The 19693-nt window shown below is 61.5% G+C and carries 16 protein-coding genes; 9 read left to right on the plus strand and 7 right to left on the minus strand.

The genetic code is table 11. From position 1 onward, the window contains the following. Nucleotides 1-786 (plus strand): CpsD/CapB family tyrosine-protein kinase, encoded by a 786-nt coding sequence (locus G7B69_RS14410; RefSeq protein WP_166180520.1) that lies wholly within the window; start codon nucleotides 1-3, stop codon nucleotides 784-786. A 340-nt stretch (nucleotides 787-1126) separates the two neighbouring features. Here the strand turns inward: G7B69_RS14410 and G7B69_RS14415 are convergent, their stop codons facing one another. Both G7B69_RS14415 and G7B69_RS14420 read right to left on the minus strand, forming a co-directional pair. Then, nucleotides 1127-2188, minus strand: a complete 1062-nt coding sequence (locus G7B69_RS14415; RefSeq protein ID WP_166180521.1) for an acyltransferase family protein — start codon at nucleotides 2186-2188, stop codon at nucleotides 1127-1129. Next, a complete protein-coding gene (locus tag G7B69_RS14420; protein WP_166180522.1) occupies nucleotides 2185-3528 on the minus strand; it encodes an O-antigen ligase family protein in 1344 nt (447 codons plus the stop codon). The genes G7B69_RS14415 and G7B69_RS14420 overlap by 4 nt, the downstream gene beginning before the upstream one ends. Before the next feature lie 204 nt (nucleotides 3529-3732). Between G7B69_RS14420 and G7B69_RS14425 the strand changes: the two genes are divergently transcribed. Genes G7B69_RS14425 through G7B69_RS14435 form a run of 3 tightly spaced genes read left to right on the plus strand, consistent with a single transcriptional unit; the run spans nucleotide 3733 to nucleotide 7167 of the window. Then, entirely contained in the window at nucleotides 3733-4785 is a 1053-nt protein-coding gene (locus G7B69_RS14425; protein ID WP_166180523.1) for a glycosyltransferase family 2 protein, read from the plus strand. Between the two features lie 34 nt (nucleotides 4786-4819). After that, nucleotides 4820-6223 (plus strand): oligosaccharide flippase family protein, encoded by a 1404-nt coding sequence (locus G7B69_RS14430; protein WP_166180524.1) that lies wholly within the window; start codon nucleotides 4820-4822, stop codon nucleotides 6221-6223. Nucleotides 6224-6279: 56 nt separating this feature from the next. Beyond that, complete coding sequence (locus tag G7B69_RS14435; protein ID WP_166180525.1) at nucleotides 6280-7167, plus strand: FkbM family methyltransferase; 888 nt, start codon at nucleotides 6280-6282, stop codon at nucleotides 7165-7167. Here G7B69_RS14435 and G7B69_RS14440 read toward each other — a convergent pair. From G7B69_RS14440 to G7B69_RS14450, 3 genes are all read right to left on the minus strand, one after another. Next, nucleotides 7143-9284 carry a WD40/YVTN/BNR-like repeat-containing protein gene (locus G7B69_RS14440; RefSeq protein WP_166180526.1) on the minus strand — a complete coding sequence of 714 codons (2142 nt, stop codon included), beginning with the start codon at nucleotides 9282-9284 and terminating at the stop codon, nucleotides 7143-7145. The genes G7B69_RS14435 and G7B69_RS14440 overlap by 25 nt on opposite strands. 365 nt (nucleotides 9285-9649) lie before the next feature. Further along, nucleotides 9650-10840 carry a glycosyltransferase family 4 protein gene (locus G7B69_RS14445; RefSeq protein WP_166180527.1) on the minus strand — a complete coding sequence of 397 codons (1191 nt, stop codon included), beginning with the start codon at nucleotides 10838-10840 and terminating at the stop codon, nucleotides 9650-9652. Continuing rightward, nucleotides 10837-11805 (minus strand): glycosyltransferase family 2 protein, encoded by a 969-nt coding sequence (locus tag G7B69_RS14450; protein WP_207786038.1) that lies wholly within the window; start codon nucleotides 11803-11805, stop codon nucleotides 10837-10839. The genes G7B69_RS14445 and G7B69_RS14450 overlap by 4 nt, the downstream gene beginning before the upstream one ends. 255 nt (nucleotides 11806-12060) lie before the next feature. Between G7B69_RS14450 and G7B69_RS14455 the strand changes: the two genes are divergently transcribed. The 3 genes from G7B69_RS14455 (at nucleotide 12061) to G7B69_RS14465 (ending at nucleotide 15370) form a co-directional block, all read left to right on the plus strand. After that, nucleotides 12061-13290, plus strand: a complete 1230-nt coding sequence (locus tag G7B69_RS14455) for a glycosyltransferase family 4 protein (protein ID WP_166180528.1) — start codon at nucleotides 12061-12063, stop codon at nucleotides 13288-13290. A 214-nt stretch (nucleotides 13291-13504) separates the two neighbouring features. Beyond that, nucleotides 13505-14260, plus strand: a complete 756-nt coding sequence (locus G7B69_RS14460; protein ID WP_166180529.1) for an FkbM family methyltransferase — start codon at nucleotides 13505-13507, stop codon at nucleotides 14258-14260. 69 nt (nucleotides 14261-14329) lie between these two features. Next, the gene (locus G7B69_RS14465) at nucleotides 14330-15370 is read left to right on the plus strand and encodes an acyltransferase family protein (protein ID WP_166180530.1); all 1041 of its coding nucleotides are present in this window, start codon (nucleotides 14330-14332) and stop codon (nucleotides 15368-15370) included. 58 nt (nucleotides 15371-15428) lie between these two features. Here G7B69_RS14465 and G7B69_RS14470 read toward each other — a convergent pair whose 3' ends face one another. Next, nucleotides 15429-16823 (minus strand): exopolysaccharide biosynthesis polyprenyl glycosylphosphotransferase, encoded by a 1395-nt coding sequence (locus G7B69_RS14470; protein ID WP_166180539.1) that lies wholly within the window; start codon nucleotides 16821-16823, stop codon nucleotides 15429-15431. Nucleotides 16824-16873: 50 nt separating this feature from the next. Then, nucleotides 16874-17116, minus strand: coding sequence for an XrtV sorting system accessory protein (locus G7B69_RS14475; protein WP_166180541.1), 243 nt, complete (start codon nucleotides 17114-17116; stop codon nucleotides 16874-16876). A 350-nt stretch (nucleotides 17117-17466) separates the two neighbouring features. Here G7B69_RS14475 and G7B69_RS14480 point away from each other — a divergent pair, with 350 nt between their 5' ends. Both G7B69_RS14480 and G7B69_RS14485 read left to right on the plus strand, forming a co-directional pair. Then, the gene (locus tag G7B69_RS14480) at nucleotides 17467-18114 is read left to right on the plus strand and encodes an Npun_F0296 family exosortase-dependent surface protein (RefSeq protein WP_243415203.1); all 648 of its coding nucleotides are present in this window, start codon (nucleotides 17467-17469) and stop codon (nucleotides 18112-18114) included. An 828-nt stretch (nucleotides 18115-18942) separates the two neighbouring features. Further along, a complete protein-coding gene (locus G7B69_RS14485; protein WP_166180545.1) occupies nucleotides 18943-19686 on the plus strand; it encodes a hypothetical protein in 744 nt (247 codons plus the stop codon). Nucleotides 19687-19693: the final 7 nt, after the last annotated feature.

Here is a 19693-nt window from a genome sequence, read left to right on the forward strand (position 1 = left end):
ATGGCCGAAGCCGACCCCGCTCGCACGGCGGGTCCCATGACGCTCGACCTAGCGCGTCTTCCTGAAGCGGAACTCGAGCGAAGCTGGCTTGCCGAACACAAGATCGTCGGCCTTAACAGCGGCGATAGCCGCTCGAGGCCGTTCAATCTCATGCGCACCAGCCTGATGAACTTGTTGGGGTCGGACGAGACGCCGAGACTGATCGGCATAACTTCCGCCACTCCCGCGGCCGGCAAGTCGTACATTTCCGCGAATCTCGCCTTGTCTTTGGCGAAGGTCGCCGAAGGGATCGTGCTATTGGTAGATTTGGACTTGCGCCGCGGATCGATCGCGACCGAACTGGGTTTGGCGCCAACCCGGGGAGTCAGAGACTTCCTTTCAGGCGACGCGGCTCTGCACGAGATCGGACTGCGCGTTGAGGGTCTGCCCCTAGCGATCTTGCCGACGAATGCGGAACCCCTGGAATCGGCAGAACTATTGGCAGGAGAGAATTTTTCCAGGCTTCTGAGTGCCATTCGAGCGCAGCCGGCGAAGACGGTAGTTCTATTTGACTTGCCCCCAATCTTTGCCAACGACGACGCCATGCTGTCGATCAAGCATCTCGATGGCTACATCCTGGTGGTCGACAGTTCTGAAACGCGCAAGGCGCATGTCGAAGACGCCTTGTCGATGCTTGCGCCCGCAGTCTGCCTCGGGACCGTCCTTAATCGCTACAGAGGGCCCATCTTCGACAAGTACGGCTATGGTTACGGCGCTGGAGCCTACAGCAAATATTACGATACATAATGCCCGTCAGTCGGCGGTCGTCAGGCGGACGACGGTTATCACCGACACTGCTTCGACCATGCAGCTAAGCGTCGATCAGACCTTTTAGCCATTGCGCCTCGAACTCCGCATCTGGGTCGTCGGCCGATATTGGCCGACGCAATTGCCAACGCGGTCCATGAAGGGTCCTAGTCCAAAGGCCTTCGCGAAGTTCGCTCTGCGCAGCGGACGGCCCGCAGACGCGTGGCTGCGGACTTGGGAGATCGGGAATCCCTGGTCTGTCGTCTTGTTTATCGTAGACGGTGTGCGAGCATTCCGGGGAATGGCCCGTCCCGGCGGTCCTGGCCTCGGCCGTCCGCCGTCAGATCGATTCCGGCTGCGGTGAGACGCGCTTGGGCGAGGACGTAATCCTGCGCCCAAGCCTCACGAACGGCCGCTCGAAGTAGCGCGTCGATAAGTGCGCTAGCGCGAAGGTCGCCGCGAACAGCAACGGGCGCTTGGCGTACTTCTCGAGTCTGGGGCCGGACCCGAGCCAAGTGACCGTCAGGATTCCGTGGATCACGTAAAGCGCGTAGGAGATCTCGGCGATGTAGGCCATTGGTCGCGAGGTCAGCAGCCGACCGGGCAGTCCGGCGACGCCTTGAAGCGAGGTTCCTATGACCAGCGCCGCCGCGTATGGGCGTATGTACAGCAGCGGCCCCGACGCCGGATGACTGCACAGCAGCCAAGCCGCCACCGCCACCGCGACCGGCGTGCGTCGCAGCAGCGCCTGCGCCCCCACGCCGTACCACCCGCAATAAACCAGCGCGATGGTCCCGCCGGCGAGGATTTCGTCGACGCGATGCCAGGTGATGATGCTGATCGGCTCACCGGCTTGCACGCGCAGCGCCGTCACCAGCAGCCCCAGCAGCGTCACAAGGTAGAGGCCCCGTCGGCGCGGTAGCAGCGCAAGCGCCGCCGCGACCGCATAGAACTGCACCTCGACGCACAGCGACCACAGGTGCTCGCCCCCATGCATCAGCCGCGCCGGCGGCAGGTTGGCATAGAACAGCAAGTTGGCCACGAGCTTGCCCGCGCCGGCGTCACTCATCACGTACACGGCGGCCATCGCTGTCCACGACAGCGGGAGGATGCGTGACAGCCGGCGCGCCGCAAACGCGGGGACCGGCATTCCCTCGGCGAGGAAGCGCACGATCAGGAATCCGGAAATGGCGAAGAACAGGCTCATGCCCATCAGCGCGGCCTGATTGTTCAGCCCCAACGCGTGGGGGCCGAGTGGAAGCAGGTGACCGGCAAGCACGAGCAGGATGCTGGTGGCGCGCCAGCCGTCAAGCTCGGGCACCCGCAGGTGGGTCCCCGCGGCGCTGATTGCCAGCGGGCCGCTCGCTTCCGCTTTTTGCTCGTCGGGGATTGCGGCAGTCATCTCCCCATGGTCTTCGTCGATGGCTGGGGCGACGGCTCCCGCATCGTCCCGGACCCGGCTTTGGTCGCGTGCGCCGCCGACCGCGTGCGCCGCGCGCGCGCAGAAGCCGATGTCACGGCCGCGATCACCCCTGCCATCAGCGCGATGAAATACTGCGGCGTCGCCGTGACCGTGACCCATTCGTACTGGCTATGCAGAGCAGTGCCGGCAATCGCGAAGCCGCAGGCGGCGCTGACCTCGCGCAGTGGCATTTGCCGGCGGAACAGCGCCGCGAGGGACGCAAGAATCGGACTCAGCAGCCAAATCAGAAATCCACAGAGCCCAAGCAGGCCAGCCTCCGCGTGGATGAGCAGGTAAGTGTTGTGCACGTTGGTCGAGCGCGCTTCGTAGCCCCAGCGGACGCCAGCCTTGTCGAAGTAGCCGCCAAGGTTGGCGACGCTGACGTAATGGTTGAGTCCCACCCCCCATGGGTGATCGGCGATCATTAGCCTTGCGGTTTTCTCGAAGGCAAGCCGCTCGGGGTCTTTCTCGAAGCCGGCGTTGCGCTCGTCCAGCTTGTGGATCGCAAACGGTGTGGCGGCCGCGAGACCGAGCGCCGCCAGTCCCGCAATCGCGAATGTGCGTCCGTTCGGCTTCACCGCCAGCACCACTCCCATCGTGCCGGCAAGCGAGACGCCAAGGAAGATAATCGTTCCGCGCGATCCGCCCGCGATTGCGCCCATCGCAGCGGCAGCCACGGCCACCAAGAACAACCGGCGCTTAGTGGTCAGCCCGAGCGTCAGCAGCAGCGGGACGCAGAGATTGGTCGCAAGACCTGACAGGTTCTGATGGCCGAGAATTCCTTGCGCCTGCAAGGCGCCGGACAGGCCATGGTAAACCGACACCGCGCCGCTTGCGATAGTCGCGATTGCCAGACCTTCGGCCACCCGCATCGCTTGCCCACCGAGCACCGCGAGGTAAACAGAATAGAAAAACAGCGTGATACGAAGCGCCTGGAAGAAGAAGAACAGGGCCGGCGTGAACGTGCCCGTGAACAGCCCGGGCACCAGGCAAGCCAGATATATGGCAAAGGCCCATAGTAGCCGCGGTCGCGGACGGCCGCGCGCACAACGTAAGCACACGGCCAGCGCGAGCGGATCCACGATCGTCAGCGTGAGTCCGCGTGCGTGCCCAGGCCACAGCGGCCAGCTGATGAAGGAGGCATCGAGATTGAGTGGGGCATAGAGCATCGGCAATGCACCAAGGGCGACGTACGCCCACTTTCGATGCGCTTTCGATTGCAGCAGTGCCACGAACGCGGGGAACGAGGCCAGGACAATGATGATTGCGAGAAGTCTCATAAATCGCTTTCAAACCTACGCCGCCTCACGGCGTTTCGCCAACCTCGGTCGCGCTCAGCCAGTAACCGGTGCACCGCGTTCAAAAGCTTATCTGAATGCTCGGCGGGCAGTAGCGCCGGCGTTGAGGTGTACCCACGCGGGACGTGTTGTAGTGATACCGCCCGCTTCCTTGTCTTGCCAAGGCAGCGTTTGTAGACGACGCGAATGCGCAAGGCCCTCCTGAACGTATCCGTAGGCATTCTCGCGCGCAACGAAGAAGCCGGGATCGCCCAGGTTATCGACGACCTCCGACAGCAGACTTTGCTCACCGAAGGAGACCTGCGGGTGCAGGTGCACGTCGTGGCGAACGCCTGCACCGACCGGACCGTCGAGGTCGCTCGCCAGTCGTTCGACGCCGGCAAGTTCGCGCAACTCGGCGTGGACGCGACCGTGCATGAACTGCTCCAAGGAGGCAAGTCGAACGCGTGGAACGAATTTATCCACCGAATAGTACCAGACGCTACCGATTTTGTGATCTTACTCGATGGAGACATCCGCATTCCCGAACGGCGCTCGCTCAAGTTGATGGTGCAAGAGCTCGCGGCCTCGCCCAACGCCGTCGTTGCTGTCGACCGGTCGGTCAAGGATATCGAACTCGAGCAACCCAGCGGGTTGGTTGAGAAGTTGATCAAGTTCGCTACGGGAACGGCGACCGACCCGCGCACTGCGATCGCGGGCGCGTGCTACTGCGTGCGTTATTCCGAGGTTCGCCGGATCTGGATGCCGATCGGACTTCCTGGCGAAGACGGGTTCCTGCGGGCGATGCTTTTGACCTCCAACTTCGAGCAGTCCGAGAAGCTCGACCGCCTGCTATTCGTCGAAGGCGCTTATCACGTATTCGAATCCATGCGCGACCTCGGTGGCGTTGTTCGCCACAACGTGCGTTTGGCGATTGGCACCGCAGTGAACATCCTCCTCTTTGATCATATCCGGCAGCTGCGTGAGCAAGGTGTCGACGTTTCGGCTTATGTCAGGCGAAGGAACGACGAGGACCCTGGCTGGGTAAACAACTTGATTCGCGACCGCATGCAGGCCAGCTATTTTCCGCTTGAGGCGCGCTTCGTGTCTCGGCGGCTCCGGCGGATGCGCAACTCGCCGGCGCAGGCGCGTACGCTGCGATCTTGCGCGGTTGCGATCCTCGGCGCGGGTTTCGACCTGGTGGTCTTCCTGAGAGCGACCATGCTTATGCGCAAGGGAGCAGGGGCCGGGTACTGGTGAAATGACTTCAGGCAATCGAAGGCGCGGCAGCTTCATGACCGCGGACGACGCATCGCGCGCGGGGACACGTGCTGCGCTTCCGGACGAGGCGCGCGCGGCAATTGCCGCGCCAGCCGCAGGGGTGGCACGGAAGCTGGCATCTGCTGCGGCCTGGACGCTTGGCGGCTACGGCGTGGCGCAGGTCATCCGGTTCGCGACTAGCATGGCGGTCACGCGGCTCCTCGCCCCCGAGCTGTTCGGAATCATGCTGATCGTCAACACGGTCCGCACCGGTGCCGAGCTGCTGTCGGACATCGGCATAGGTCAGAGCGTGATCCGCTCGCCCCGTGGCGAGGAGCCCGCGTTCTACAATACCGCGTGGACGCTGCAGATCTGGCGCGGCCTCGGCCTGTTCCTGCTGTGCGCGGCGCTCGCGGTGCCGATCTCGGCCATCTACGAGATTCCGCAACTCCTCTACGTGCTGCCCGCGGCCGGATCGACTCTGCTCATCACCGGCTTCACTTCGATGGCTCTCCCGCTGCTCCGGCGCCGCATGAACTTCCCGAGGGTGGCGGTGTTCGAAGTGGTCACCGCGCTGCTCTACTCGGTGTTTCAGGTCGCGGTCGCGTTTGTATATCCTTCCGTCTGGGCACTCGTGATCGGGCTAGTCTTCGGCAGTCTGGTCAACGTTGCCGGGAGTTTCCGACTCCAGCAGCTCAATCACTGGTTCACGCTCGATCGCTCCCATTTCGCGGAGATCCTCTCGTTCGGGAAGTGGATCACGCTGTCGTCCGCCGTGTTCTTCGTGACGATGAACCTCGACCGGATCTATTTCCCGGCGGTCATCTCGCTTCAGCTCCTCGGCATCTTCGCGATCGCCCGCACGATCACCGACATCGTCAACGCGGTCTTCATCCGTCTCAACAACAGCATCCTGTTCCCGCACATCGCCGCCGAGGCGGGGCTGCCGCGCGAACAGGTCCGCCGCGACATTGGCGCGATCCGCTTGCGGTTCCTGGCGGCGTCCGCGCTCGCGGTCGGGGGGCTCGCGGGCTCGGCCGACCTGCTGGTCAACCTGCTGTTCGATCACCGCTATCACGCGGCGGGCTGGATGGCCTCGATCCTCACGGTCGGCGTCTGGTTCGCGGTCCTCGCCTCGACCGCGGAATCCTCTCTGCTCGGCCTCAGTCGGCCGCAGGCCGCCTCGTTCTCGAACGGCGCCAAGCTGGTCTGGCTGGTAGTGGCGCTGCCGTTGGCGGTGAGCGTCTATGGAATGGTGGCTGCGATTGCGGCGATTTCGGCCAGCGACGTCGTTCGTTATCTTGCAACCATCCCCCAGCAAAGGCGCGCTTCGTTTGCGTTCCTGGGGCAGGACGCGGCCGCGACCGCCATTCTTTTTGGTGTGATTGGTCTTGTGGCGCTGGCTCGCTCAGCGCTCAACCTTCCGTTTCTTCTCTAGCACCTGCCGGAGGCGGGACATTTCGCCATAATTCGCATGCCTAGGAACGTTGAAGCATGATTAGAGTCCGCGAACTTGCCTACCGCGCGGCCAATGCGGCTCTCATCGGGGCGCTTGGTTGGCTGCATCGCCGCTATCCCGCACCGCCAACCTACCGGCTAGGCCCAGACGGCCCTGCCACGTTGTTCGAGGGCTGCTGGTTCACCTATCACCCGCTCGAGTTTGGCAGCACCGGTAACATCGACTGGGAGCCGAACGCCGAGAACACGACTCGTCTGGCGCTGTTTCACCGCATCAAGGATGGGCAGGTTTTCTACGACATCGGTGCGCACGGAGGCGTTTATACGATCACCCTCAGGCACCGCTTTCCCGGGATCGAGGTCCATTCGTTCGAGCCGCAACCCGAGGAACTTCTCCAGAGCCTCGCGCTGAATCAGATGTCCGCTGAAAACGTCCATGCCGTCGCAGTCGGTGAGACGTCCGGTGTGGTCCGCATGACGACGAAGAAGCGTTCGAGCAACCACGTTAGCGAGACTGGCGACCGCGAAGTGCCGTTGGTCCGGCTCGATGATTTCGCTACCGAGAAGAGCCTTCCAGCTCCGGACTGGATCAAAATTGACATCGAGGGGCTTGAAATGCCAGCGCTACGGGGTGCCGAAGGGCTGCTTAAGACGTCGAAGCCGACAGTCATCTGCGAGATCAACCACCTGCACGGTCGTTTCGGCACCCGGATAACCGACTTCCTCAGGTTCATGCGCGGACTCGGCTACGAGGTGTATCGGCTCGCCGATGGCGTGCTCGAAGCGTTGCCCGAGGCCGACTCTTTCGAGAAACTAGGTTACTCGGCCAACTGGAACTTTTGGTTCGTTCATGAGGATAAGCGGGGAATGTTGGGTTCCCTGCACAAAGTACCCAAGCCTTACACTCCGGCAGAGTCGACGTAGGCAGCACCCGAGCCACCGAATCCGACATAAGCGCGGCCGAACAGGTTGGGATCGCCCGCCATTGTCACCGGAGCGTCGATGCCGTCGAGCGGGTACTCGCCGATCTTGGTCCAGCTGCTGCAGTCGTCGGTCGAACGCCAGATTCCGTACACGTCGCCCACCTTGCCGGCGATGAACACCGCCGGATATTGCGCTCCGTTGGCGGCCTTGCCGAATCCGAACGTGATGACGTCTTTGACGTTGGCAACCTCGCTCCATGTGGCGCCGCCATCGGTCGAGCGGTAGAGCGGTTGGTTCTGCTCCCGGCCAGCGGTGAAGAACAGGTGACCGGCATTGTCGGGGACCGAGTTCATCTGGGTGTGATAGGTCGTCCACTGACCGATCGTGCCGGCCTTTACCTTTGTCCAAGTGACGCCGCCGTTAGTCGTCGTCCACAGCCCCGCCAGTTCAGGCTTGCCCGAAGGCCCGTAGTTGTAGGCGTAGAAGACCTTGGCCTGGACCTTGTCCGCGCAGAGAATCTTGCGGTTGAGAGCCCACAGCCAGCCCCAGCCGGTCTCGATGCCGTCGGTCGCCGGGAGACCGGGGATGGACAGCGGTAGCCACGTCACTCCGCCGTCGAGCGTATAGCGAGCCACGCCGTTGTTGCTCGGCACATGGACGACGTTTCCCGGCTCGCTCACAGCGATCGAGCCGCCAGGCGACGCCGACATCAGGCCCTTGCCGGGGAAGTACGTCCAGGTCTCGCCGCGGTCGCGCGAGTATGCCGAAAAGTTGCCCAGTTTGGCGCACAGCATCACGACGTAGGATGGATCGCTGGACGAATAGTCGAGGTCGAAGCCGTCCTTGAGACCGATGTTGGGGCCGTAAGTATCCGGCGCGACGTCAGGGTTGGACAGCTTCATCGCGGAGCGGTCGAGCTGCACCGTCAGCGGCGCGCCGCTTGGCGGCGCCATGATGCGCCAGACGCAGAGCTGCTCGATGCCCCATGACTGCGAAACCAGCTCGAACTTGATGGCGCTGGTGTCCGGGTAGCTTTCGACGAAGAACACCCCGAGGCCTGATGCGATGTAGCACTTGCCGCTCGAGGGATCGAACGCAGCGGCCGCGATCGACAGGCCGGCGTTGTTCACCGACTTCGCCAGCCACGGAATGTCGGTGGCGGTCGTCGAGATCTTGCTCATGTTCGGGTCGCTATGGCTGACCCACTGCTGCCACGTCGCCCCACCGTCCTTGGATTGCACGATGATCAGCGCGTTCGACCAAGCAACGATATGCGCCGGGTTGGCCGGGTTGACCGCGACGTCGATCAGCCGCGCGTTCGACGAACCGTGCGACGTCCAGGTGCCGTTTTCGTACTTCTTGATCGGCTGCGCCATTGTCGACGTGTCGCAAATCCACACGCGGCCGAGCTGGTCACAGGTGAGGCGCCGGAACGCGATTGGCGCGCCAGGTACTTGAGCAAAAGTCGCCCCCCCGTCTTGCGACCGGAACAGTCCGTGGCCATAAACGGCCACGTAGATGCCCTGGGTCTTGCCATCGATGATCGGCGAGCTCGGGTCGAATGCGACGAGGTACGGCCCCGAGCTAGTCTTCGACGCGGTCCCATCGGTTGGTTGGGGCAGCCGGGAATTCTGCGTCCAACTACCGCCACCGTCATTTGTGACCCACAGCCCGTCGCCCATGTCACCCGACAGCCAAACCACGTTCGCGTTGGCAGGGTCGATGGCCATCTTGGGTCCCATGACGCGCTCGATCCCGCCAGCGAAGTTCTGGTCGTTGGCGCGCGCATAGATCCGTGGCAGCGCGGTCTTTTGAAAGCTCTTCCCACGGTCGGTGCTGCGATAGCACCAGGCGTTCCACACAGCATAGATCACTGAGGAATTGCTGTTGGCCACTGCGGCTTCCCAGCAGCCCGGACCATCCGACTTACCGCCGTCGCTTTGCTGGCTGTAAGAGGGAAACGGCACGTCACCCTCCGGCAAAGTTTTGCGCGTGAGCAACTCGTCCCAGATTTTGGTCTGGTCGTTCCAGATGTAGGCATTGTGCGTGTCGGTGCGGACGACCTTAGTACCGTCCCTGGCGATACTAATCCCGGTGACATAACCACCAGCGCCCACGCGGAGTCGCTTCCAGATCGCTTCGGTAGGTCGCTTTAAGGTAATCGGACGCTTGGCCGGGGCGGTGCTCGGAGTTCCCGCGGAATCGCTCGACCCCGTATCGCAGCCGCCCAGGAGGATGGCGATCGAGAGACCCGTTCCGCTGGAGAGCGCGCTTCCCAGAAAGCGCCGTCGTGAAAAGTTGCTCTCCAATGTTCCCTCCAACTCGCCAAACGATCCTCGTCTGATGGCTAGTGGCAGTATAACAGCAACGGTTAAGATCAGATTGCCGCTAAGGTTTAATCCAAGGAAATCAGTCGAACCGTGCGGCGGAACGGGCAGACAGCGGCGGCTATGGACACGTTCGAACATAACCCACCCGCAACCTAACCGGCGCTTGGCGCCTCTTTCGTGAAAAGGTCGACAAGCGGCTCGACGGCCTCGTCGATCGTAAAGGCGTCCTTAATACGCTGCTTAGCTTCGCTAATAAGTCGCTCGCGCAAGCCGGCATCGACGGCGAGGCGGTGCATGCAATTGGCGAGCATGTCCCAGTCCGCAGGGCGAAACAGTAGCCCGTTCTGGCCGTCGCTTACAAGCTCGGGAATTCCGGCCAAATGCGGCGCGATGACCGGCACCCCCTGCGCCATCGCCTCCATCAGCACTACCGGCAGGCCCTCCATTAGGCTGGCAAGCACGAACACGTCGGCCGCGGCAACCGTACGCAGTGTCTCGCACTCTGGCAGCGCTCCGCGCAATACGACGCGATCGGCCAGGCCCGAGCGCGCGATTGACTGCTCGAGCTCGCCGCGTAGCGGTCCGTCGCCGACGATTACCAGCTCGGCATCAATGCCGACGGCGATCACCTCGCACAGCGCGTACAGCAGACCGGGATAGCCCTTCTCCGCAGAAATCCGGCCCACAGTAACGAATCGTGTACGCGTGCGCCCGTGGGCCGGCTCCGCCAGTTTGACAGGGGGATCGATACCGCAGCGGACGATGTGGAATTTGTCCCACTGTGCGGGCGGCACCACCCGCATGCCCTGCGCGCGCATGAACCAGCTGGCACATACAACGAACTCGGCCCGTTCGATCTTTCCGGCGAGCAGTCCGCCTGCAGGCGGGTCAGTCTCGGAAATCCCGTGCAACGTCAGGCTCCAGGGGATGGCGAGGAACTGTGCCGCCAGCATTCCAACCGTCGCGCCGCTGTTGGCGAAATGAGAATGCAACCGTTCGGCGCCGGCTTCGCGCAGCATCGCCGCCAGCACCAGCGCCTCAAGAAAGTGGAACTGCGCCCACAGGCGTCCGCGCAGTCCCGGTGCACAATGACGCTGAGCGAGCAGCCAAGTTCGGGCGCTACGCCGCGGCGCCCCGAGCATTACCCACACCGCGCGCGCGACTAAGCGGTGGCGCGGGATGCCCAGCACCGCCGGCACTTCCTCATCAGCGGCTGTCGCATCGCGGCGAATCGTGAACGGCAGGATTGTCAGGCCGCGCCGGCGCAGCGCAGCGATCTCGCGCCGGACGAAGGTATGCGACGGCGCTGCGTATTCGCTGACCAGATAGGCGATGCGGGTCATTTGTAATAGATGGCCATCTTCTGCCGGCGCAGCACTGCCGCCTGCGCATATCGCGCGGCACCAATGCACTCCGCGGCCTTTGACAGGAGCAAGTGCGCGCCTTTCACGAAGCCGTACCTAAGCCCAAGGCGTCCGAGCTGGAACACCCAGAGAAGCGGAGCCAACAGTAGCGCTAGCGGGCCCCAGGCGAGCGCTGCGGCCACGGCCGCCAACGGTACTCCGATTGCCCAGACCACCGCGCGCCACAGTTCGCGCCCGTAAAGGCCGCCGCTGCGAGCGCTGCGCGTCTTGTGCCAAACCTGCGCGTAGCCGTAGCCGCTACGCAGCGCGCGTTTCCACCACTGGGAAAACCGCTCCATCGCCGCATCGTGAACGGTCATAGACGCATCGAGCCGCCAAATCTGCCAGCCGCGATCGCGCAGGCGCGCGCACAGTTCAGGTTCCTCTCCGGCGATCAGCGCCGCGTCGTATCCGCCCGCGCCCTTGAACGCCTCCGCACGCATCATCACGTCGCCCCCACATGCTTCGGCCTCACCTATAGGGGTGTTCCACTCGTCGTCGCAGAGGCGGTTGTAGATCGAGGCATCGACGTGACGTTCGCGGCGCCGGCCACAGACCGCGGCCGCCTGCGGATTTCGTTCAAGAAAGTCAAGCGCCGTCCCCAGCCAGGTTCGCTCGAGTTCGCAGTCGCCGTCGATGAATTGCACAAATTTCACCTTGGGTGCCAATTCGGCCAGGCGCGCGAATCCCGCGTTGCGCGCGCGCGCCGCCGTGAACGGGGTCGACAGGTGGAGGTGGACCACTTCAGCCCCGAGCGATTGGGCGATTGCTACGCTGTCGTCGGTCGACGCGCTGTCAACGTAAACCGTTCGAGTGTCTTGAGGAATTGACGAGAGGCAACTGCGCAGCCGCTCCCCTTCATTGCGTCCTATGGCGACGATTCCCAAGGCGCTCAAATCGATCAAGGAAGAGGCTCCACACTAAGTTGCCCATCTTGTGTCGCGCCGATCCGATCCGGCAAGCACGAGCGAAAGTGACTCCACTTTTCCACATCCACCCCGGTTGTGACTGCGCCGCGAGCTTACGTTTTCGTCAAGAGCTGCTCGTTTACGTGCGCCCGAATGAGACACCCGCTCCGTTTGGCGCCATTCTCTTACAAGCGCGCTTGGCTCTTCCTCCCTACGCCGCTAGGCGAGAAATCTCCAGCCAATGGGCGGATAATGAACACGCGAAAGATCAGACTGGCGTACTTAAGCGGCCCTGTTGATGCGGCCGAGGTCTACGAGAGGTGGAGAGCGGGCCAGCATACCAAGCTGTTCGGCACAAGCTATCTCATGCAGTTCTATGAGCTGTGCAGCGAACTCGAAGCCGAAGCTTTGGTAATCACCACATTGCCGGGAAAATCAAGCAGACAAACGATCGGACGGGTAATCATTGAGAACCGGCCGCCCCCTACAACTGGTGGGCTAAGGTACCACCTTGCTATAATTGTCTCGATGTTTGCTCTTGCTCCGAGCCTCATCCGCTTCAGGCCAGATGCGTTCATTATAACCGCGCACCAGAACTACTGGTTCGCACTCCTCTACACAAAGATGCTTGGCACGGAGATCATTCCGTCGGCTCATTGCGTCATGTGGCGCCCCTACGGCTCGACCCCGCGACACGTGCGCCTCTTACTTTGGCTGGACGGGCTATTCCTGCGTTTTTGTGTGCGGCGTGCCATGGCAATTTCCGGTGTGGTGGCAAGTCAGCTTAAAAGACTGGCGAAAAGTGAGCGATTTGATGTTGAGGTTATCACGCCAACGTATTCACCGGGTCATTTTGATGCCGTTGCGGCAGCCGATCATGTGCAGCGGCCATTCGTGGTCTTGTTCAACGGAAGAGTGGAAGCGAACAAGGGGATTTTCGATCTGCTTGAGATCGCCGGACGCTTGCATAACGAACGCCCAGGCGAGTTCCGGTTCGACGTTTGCGGCGAGGGCTCGCAGGAGCAGGCCCTCATCACCGCAATACACGAACGTGGTCTGGAAGCATCGGTAAGAGTCTTGGGTTTCTGCGATAAAGACCAGCTTGCTCGATTGCTTGGCTCGTCGCATGTGGTCATCGTCCCCACCCGAAGCGACTTCGAGGAGGGCTTGGCAAAGACATGCGTCGAAGCTGTGCTGGCCGGTCGGCCTTTTGTGACTTCTCCCGTGTGCCCTGCCTTGTTATCTCTCGGGGACGCCGGCCTCGGCGTCCCTCCCAACGACGTAAAAGGGTATAGCGACGCACTGCTCAAGCTTGCCGAGGATTACGCCCTTTACAATTCCAAGGTGAGCAACTGTAGTCCTCTACAGGCACAGTTCTACGATCCTAACCGGGCCTACAAAGCTGTGCTGCGGCGCCAGCTTTTGGCCAGCGGGATCATCGATGGTCAGGCGCAAGGTGCACCAGTGAGCGTCGTCTCATGAACCGCTCTGGTCTCTCGACAGCTGCTGGTAGAGCGTGGTGACGTTCAGAGCGCTTTATAGAAAAGCCATCATGGTCCTAGCGCGACCATACATTCGGCGCGAACTCCCAGCTTGGGGCGTGCTGTATCGAGTACTCGTAGGCGCCTACAAGCGCGATTGGCTTTGGCAGGGCGAGCCTGAGCGTTGGGTACGCGGAAAACTGCACAGTTACGAAATGTCCGTGCGGATTGCGGGTTGGTCCAATCGATCGACCTTCTTTCTCGAGCGCTTTTACGACCTTCCCACGCAGCTATTGCTTCAGCAGGAATTGCGAGACGGAGATCTTTTCGTCGATGTGGGCGCGAATGAAGGGATGATCACGCTTCTTGGGTCGCGTCTGGTGGGTGACACCGGCAAAGTTATGTCGTTTGAACCGAATCCCGTGCCGAGGGAGATCCTTCAACGCAACCTGCGGCGAAACGGAATCACGAACGTTGAACTACATGCGTGTGGCTTGGGTGACGAGGACGGCGAGCTACAGCTCTTTGTCCCCTGCGCGAACAGTGGGGAGGGCTCTTTCACCGCGCCAGCGACCGCAAGCGAAGGGCACTCCTCGCCGTGCCCCGTGCGCATCGGCGATTCGATATTGCAGGGCCGAGCGCCAAAACTCATCAAGATCGACGTCGAAGGATTTGAGGCCCACGTCCTGCTTGGTTTGCGGCGAACCTTGGAGCGGGTCCGTCCAATGATAGTGATGGAGATGATCGCGCGACATCTCGCGCGAGACGGACAAGAACCCTTCAATCTTTGCTCTTGGCTCGAAGGGTTGGGTTACCAAGGACAGCGGCTTGGCCTTGAAGGGCGGAGCCGCTTACACCTTTTGCCAATGCCGCGCGTATGGGAGGATGGGGACTACGTCTTCATGCCTCGAGAGAGATGGCGGGGCGCGAGTCAAGCCGTCGATCGGTCCTTCGACGAGACAGCGACTTAATGGATTAGGGCTGGTCCGCTCCGGACATGCGAGATTGAAATGGACACATGCGAGGCGATTGCGCAGCCAATGCGGCAGATTACAGGCGAACCGGCCGCCACCGTCGCTCGCCGCTTGATGTGGCTCGATGCGGCCCGCGGTATCGGCATTGTTCTCGTCGTCTATGCTCACGGGGCTCGTGCCTTGGTCGATGTATTGCCGTTCCTTGGCGCATTCAAAGCCATCGATACCCTGGTCTATGCCTTTCACATGCAGCTATTTTTCTTTCTGGCCGGCCTGGTCAGCGTGAAGTCTCTCAACCAATCTCGCAAATCCTACCTGGGCCGCAAATTCGGCACGGTCATTTACCCTTATGTGTTGTGGTCGGCGATTTATTGGCTGCTTGAGACCCTTTTCGCCTCACGCGTCAATTCTCCTCTCGACTACGACGCCATCTTGTGGATTTGGTTGCATCCTATCGAGCACCTCTGGTTTCTATATGTATTGTTCTTTTGCCAACTTTTGGCCGCGTTCACCTGGCCGCGCGTTGCTCTGCTGACATTGCTCAGTGGCTGGATGCTCCTGGGGCCGCTGCCGCCGATCAACGTGCCGGCCTTCTGGACGCAGTTTCCATGGTTTATCACAGGCCTCGTGCTGGCGCCCCGGTTTCTGGCTGGCGCGCCGACTCGGGAGATTGAGGCAGGCGGAGGGCTCGTTCTCGGCGTGTTCCTGGCGGCAATAGCAGCCGCAGTCTTCGGTCAGCTCGACCTTGCGGCGTTGGCAAAGTTCGCCATGGCCGGTGTGGGAATCTCCTTGACGGTCGCGGCGGCGTACCTTGTCCGTCGCGTGCGCCCGGTCACCTATCTCGGCGAGGCTTCACTCTCGATATACCTGATGCATACGATCTTTTCAGCGGGCGTCAGGGAACTGCTCGAGATAGTCTTCCCGGTTGGCGGCCTTGTGCTACTCGCCATCACCGTCGTCGCGGGAGTTCTCCTGCCCTTGATTGTCCATGAGGCTGCACGCCGGTCAGGCGTCGCGCCATATTTCGGCCTAGGAAGGATGGCTCCAGGCCCTCGTGAGCAGCGCCGCATCGAGTGCGACCCGAAAGAGCTCACACACACAGTCTGAAGGCGTGGGTTGGGCGAGTTTCTGAGTCAGAAACGGCGCCGCAGGTCGCGCCGCCCAATCAATAGGCGTTCTTGTGCACCACAACCCGAAGCGTGCGTAGAAGAATGAGGATGTCGAGCGAGAGGGACCAGTTGGAAACGTACTCCAAGTCCGCTCGAACCCGTCTCTGAAGCGCTTCCGCGGTGTCCGTCGCCCCTCTGAAGCCCCGGATCTGCGCGAGGCCGGTGATGCCGGGCTTTAGCGCGTGACGGATCCAATAGGTCTGGCTGACATGCCAAAAGAGTGTTTCGCCAGCGAGCGACCCGAGCGCGTGCGGCCGCGGCCCGACCATGCTCATCTCGCCGCGCAATACGTTGAACAGCTGCGGAAGTTCGTCGATGCTTGTTCGGCGGATGAATTTGCCGATCCGCGTGATCCGCGGATCGTCTCTGTGGGTGGATACGTGTCCGTGCCTGTCGGCGCTCTCGAGCCGCATCGAGCGGAACTTGTAGATCTTGAACTGGCGGTTTCCCTCGCCGACCCTGACCTGCCGGAAAAAGACCGGCCCGGGGCTCTCCAGCTTGATCAGAATGGCCACGATTACCATCAACGGCGCAAAGACGGCCAACGCGACGATCGACGCCGCCAGATCGAAGGCCCGCTTTTGCACTCGATTGGATAAACTTAGCGGACCTCGCGAGAGGATCAGGGTGTCATCCAATCCGTAAGTTCCCACCGCCACAGCACCGTGAAGCAAATCTCGGTCGAGGAGAATTTCGCCGCCGACGTCCTGGCTTTTGAGAAAGGTTGCCCAGGCAGCGCGCCGTTCAAAATGACAACTTACCACGACTCTGTCGTAGGGTGCGATCAGCCGCGATAGCGCGTCGACAGACGAGGGCTCATTGAGGTCCGGCCAAAGCCCTTGCTCCGCCACATCCACGAAGTCGCAGCCGACGCGTGGCTCCGCCGGCAAGCCGTCCTGCAACACGATCGTTGCGGTTGATGCACCGCCCATCCAGCGATCGAACAGCAGATCGAGGATGAGCTTGCCGACGACCACGAGCAGCCCGGCCACTCCGAATGTGACGAAAAAGCCGAGACGCGAGATGTCGTCGGCCTTGAATAAAAATGACAGCGCCAGGACGAGCAGAGCCGTGGCGAACAATGCGCTCAGGCTTCGCTGTATGGCCAGCGAGCGGCTCTCCAGCGCTTCGATCGATTGGACTTCGCGAGCGATCTCGAACATGAGAAACAAGGGGAGGGCGATGGCAATGATCGGCTGCCCCCCGCTGTCGAGCCACATGGCATCGCGCAGCTTTAGCGCGATTGCATACCCCAGGATCAGGGAGGCACAGTCAAACAGGAGTGACAGGCAATATAGAATGAGGCGCTTTTCGCGAGTCGGCCGCCCTGCTGGCGGCCCGCCCAAATTGGCGGATCGCGGGTTTGATAAGCCATGCGTAAAAACGTTCACGAGCGTCTCTCCGGCCTGCAGCTAATGGGATGGTGCTCGAAAGCCACAACTTAAGCCCAGGGAAGGCGAACCTTCAGGACGATCAGCACGTAAGCCAACGTCGCGAGTAAAATCACCACTGCGGCCCAGACCACGCCTTCGTTTCCAAGGTAATTGGCGAGGGCGCAGGCAAGGGCGGCAGGCATGTACTGCCATAATTTATCCTTCGGCGTCTCCTCGCTCGACCTTTGCAACATCAGAGTTACGAGACCTGCGAAAATGAAGATCGTCAGCCAATCCCAAACGGTTTCCATCTCACGTCTCCAAGGTCACTTGCAGCGACGGCAGGCAAAGCTTCGTTCATATGTCGCCTGCCAACTCAAGCACAAAACGAGCCCCGAGCACACCCGAATTAGCGGAGCCGTGTAACCCAGTCCCGATTTGACACGGAGTTGAGCCGGAGTCGCGAATTTTCTGACTCGCACCTTAGCGCCCGCTAAGTTATCAACATAGCTATCGACAGGGGATGAGTCGTCGAGTCGAGTCGCCTGCATTATGAGTGCCCAACCGATGGGATCGCTCGCGGGTCGCGGCGCGCAAGTCTGAGCCGCAATGAAGAGTTGTGAGACGTAGAGTTGAATTTCTTTATTTCGGAGTGACTGATATGCTCAAGAAGACAATGATCACGGCGGCTGCGCTTTGCGCGTTTGTAGCTGTTCCTGCGTCTGCGCAGGTTTCACTGGGGGTTGTGAATGGCTCGGATCCCTATGCCGGACCGACACCTACCTATAACTTCGACGCGCCTGGCGCTCCGATCACAGGCGGAGCGGTGAGGACCACCTCTCCTTCCGGTGTTGCGGCTCAACCGTACGGCAGCACCGGCGGCTATTGGACGGTCGGGCCGAGCGATGGATCGCCTGGCGTGCTGAATTTGTCGAGCTTCGCAGGAATTGCCTCGATATCCTTCATCTGGGGTTCGGTCGATACCTATAACACCCTCGAAGTTCTGGACCGGCTCAACAACGTGATTGCGACCTTCACGGGGAGCGATGCCGCTTTGCCTGCCGACGGAGATCAGCACGATCCGGCCACGAATCCGCTCGCCACGCTTACGTTCAGCGGAACCACCCAAGGCAATATTGGCGGGCTAAGGCTCTGGTCCTCGCAGAATGCATTCGAAACCGATAACTTCGCGGTTACCGCGGTGCCCGAGCCCGCCATCTGGGCTTTGCTCCTGCTCGGCTTCGGCTTCATCGGAGCTTCTCTCCGCGGCCAAAAGCGTCAGAAGCGCATGCGTCTGAAGCTCGCGTAACGAAGCGTCTCGACACCGCACGCGCGGTGCCTGTAAATTTGATGTCTGCACTTGGGAGCCCCAGATCGTTCTGGGGCTCCTGTTTTTGGGCTCGGCAAGTTTCGGCAAACCGAACGCATTGATTTTGCGTTTTTCCACTAAGTTTGTCAGGCGCTGTGTTGCGATTGCCTCGTTCGGCCTTCACTCTGGAGCGTATCCAGGGCATCGCTCATGTACGGCAGCAGCACAAAGTATCCCTTTTCCTCATACGCGGTCGGCGAGGCCCGCCCATCCCACATGGTAGCGCCGCGGGTTGGTCCGAACGGTCGAAAGTTCGGCCTTCCTCTTCTGGCGACGCTTGGGACGGTATCGGTGGTCGCCATATCCTTTGGGGGAGGCGACATCGAGGCGCTGCACGTTCCCGCAGCCGCGAGTGGTCCTTTGCGCCAAAGTGACCCAGCGGTGCGAGATGTTGGGCGCGCAGTCGAACCGGGATTTTTGTTCGAGCTTGACAATGCGCAGTTCGGGCGCGTTCCTGCTAGGCTGACCCCTTCGCCGCCGACCGGGGGCGACGGAGGCAATGGGCTGAGCCATGGACCTCTTGGACCCAGTCCCGCGTCTCGCCCCAAAGTTCCCGCATTGACTGTGCAACTGCCACGGCTCGAAGCGGCGGGGCGATACGATCGAAAGCCCGACACTCCTCCCAGCCTTGATCGGCCACCACGTTCACCTGAGGCCAGTGCTTGTCAGTCGGACTGTGCGGCGACCACCAACAGCGACGTGACTCGGCTGTCGGCGGAGAGTTGGCATGATCCAGCTGAGCGCTCGGAAGGAGCTGTTGCGCCTACCATGAGCAGCGAAACGGGTGGTCTACAGGCTGTCCCGACGACCATGACACTCTCGAGCGCGCCGGTCCCGCAGCTTATCGTCGACGTGCTGCCAGACAGTGCGATCATAGCCGATGGGCAGTACGGGATGTTGGCGCGGCCCGCAGCGACCCCAATGGCGATTGAGGCGAAAACCCAAGCGCCGGGGGAGGGCAATGCAGCTTCGGGCAGTCCGACTCGTACCTTGAATGAGAGCAGCTCTGGTGAAGCGAGCGATACCGAATTGGCGGTCCAGCATAGCGGCGTTGCGCCCTTGGCTGCGGTCGAGCTTCAGCGCACGGATCCGGTCCCAGCGAGCGTTGCACGCACAAGTCGTGTTCTTCCAGCTGAGAGCAGGGGAACGGTAAGCCGGATCAAGACGCACCTCGACCATGTGAAAGAGCGCTACGCGCAAAAGGAGCAACTCGTCGATCGCGGCCATGCTCAGCTAGGGACGGGAACTGTCCAAAGTGTGCGGCCGTCGGCAGCCGCGCCGCGCGAGGTTAGTGAATCCTCTCTGATCGTTCACGACAATGAGCTGGTTGCGATCAGGCTTGGCGACCTCGTCTCTCTTTTTGAAGACCATTTCGATCGACCGCTGTTCGTGTGGATGACGTCTTCCAGCGCAGCCTCGAAGTTCGTCAGTTTGAAAACGCTCGCCGCTGCCGGCATCCAGGCAAAGCTTGATCCCGCTACTCAGCAAGTCACCTTCTCAGTGAACAATTAATCAGAAC

The sequence above is a fragment of the Croceibacterium segetis genome (assembly GCF_011320115.1).
GTDB classification, from domain to species: Bacteria; Pseudomonadota; Alphaproteobacteria; order Sphingomonadales; family Sphingomonadaceae; genus Croceibacterium_B; species Croceibacterium_B segetis.

Bases quoted from the DNA above. Each gene is read 5' to 3' on its own strand.
- G7B69_RS14410 (WP_166180520.1), top strand. From the start codon at position 1: ATGGCCGAAGCCGACCCCGCTCGCACGGCGGGTCCCATGACGCTCGAC.
- G7B69_RS14415 (WP_166180521.1), bottom strand. From the start codon at position 2,188: ATGACTGCCGCAATCCCCGACGAGCAAAAAGCGGAAGCGAGCGGCCCG.
- G7B69_RS14420 (WP_166180522.1), bottom strand. From the start codon at position 3,528: ATGAGACTTCTCGCAATCATCATTGTCCTGGCCTCGTTCCCCGCGTTC.
- G7B69_RS14425 (WP_166180523.1), top strand. From the start codon at position 3,733: ATGCGCAAGGCCCTCCTGAACGTATCCGTAGGCATTCTCGCGCGCAAC.
- G7B69_RS14430 (WP_166180524.1), top strand. From the start codon at position 4,820: ATGACCGCGGACGACGCATCGCGCGCGGGGACACGTGCTGCGCTTCCG.
- G7B69_RS14435 (WP_166180525.1), top strand. From the start codon at position 6,280: ATGATTAGAGTCCGCGAACTTGCCTACCGCGCGGCCAATGCGGCTCTC.
- G7B69_RS14445 (WP_166180527.1), bottom strand. From the start codon at position 10,840: ATGACCCGCATCGCCTATCTGGTCAGCGAATACGCAGCGCCGTCGCAT.
- G7B69_RS14455 (WP_166180528.1), top strand. From the start codon at position 12,061: ATGAACACGCGAAAGATCAGACTGGCGTACTTAAGCGGCCCTGTTGAT.
- G7B69_RS14460 (WP_166180529.1), top strand. From the start codon at position 13,505: ATGTCCGTGCGGATTGCGGGTTGGTCCAATCGATCGACCTTCTTTCTC.
- G7B69_RS14465 (WP_166180530.1), top strand. From the start codon at position 14,330: ATGCGGCAGATTACAGGCGAACCGGCCGCCACCGTCGCTCGCCGCTTG.
- G7B69_RS14475 (WP_166180541.1), bottom strand. From the start codon at position 17,116: ATGGAAACCGTTTGGGATTGGCTGACGATCTTCATTTTCGCAGGTCTC.
- G7B69_RS14480 (WP_243415203.1), top strand. From the start codon at position 17,467: ATGCTCAAGAAGACAATGATCACGGCGGCTGCGCTTTGCGCGTTTGTA.
- G7B69_RS14485 (WP_166180545.1), top strand. From the start codon at position 18,943: ATGAGCAGCGAAACGGGTGGTCTACAGGCTGTCCCGACGACCATGACA.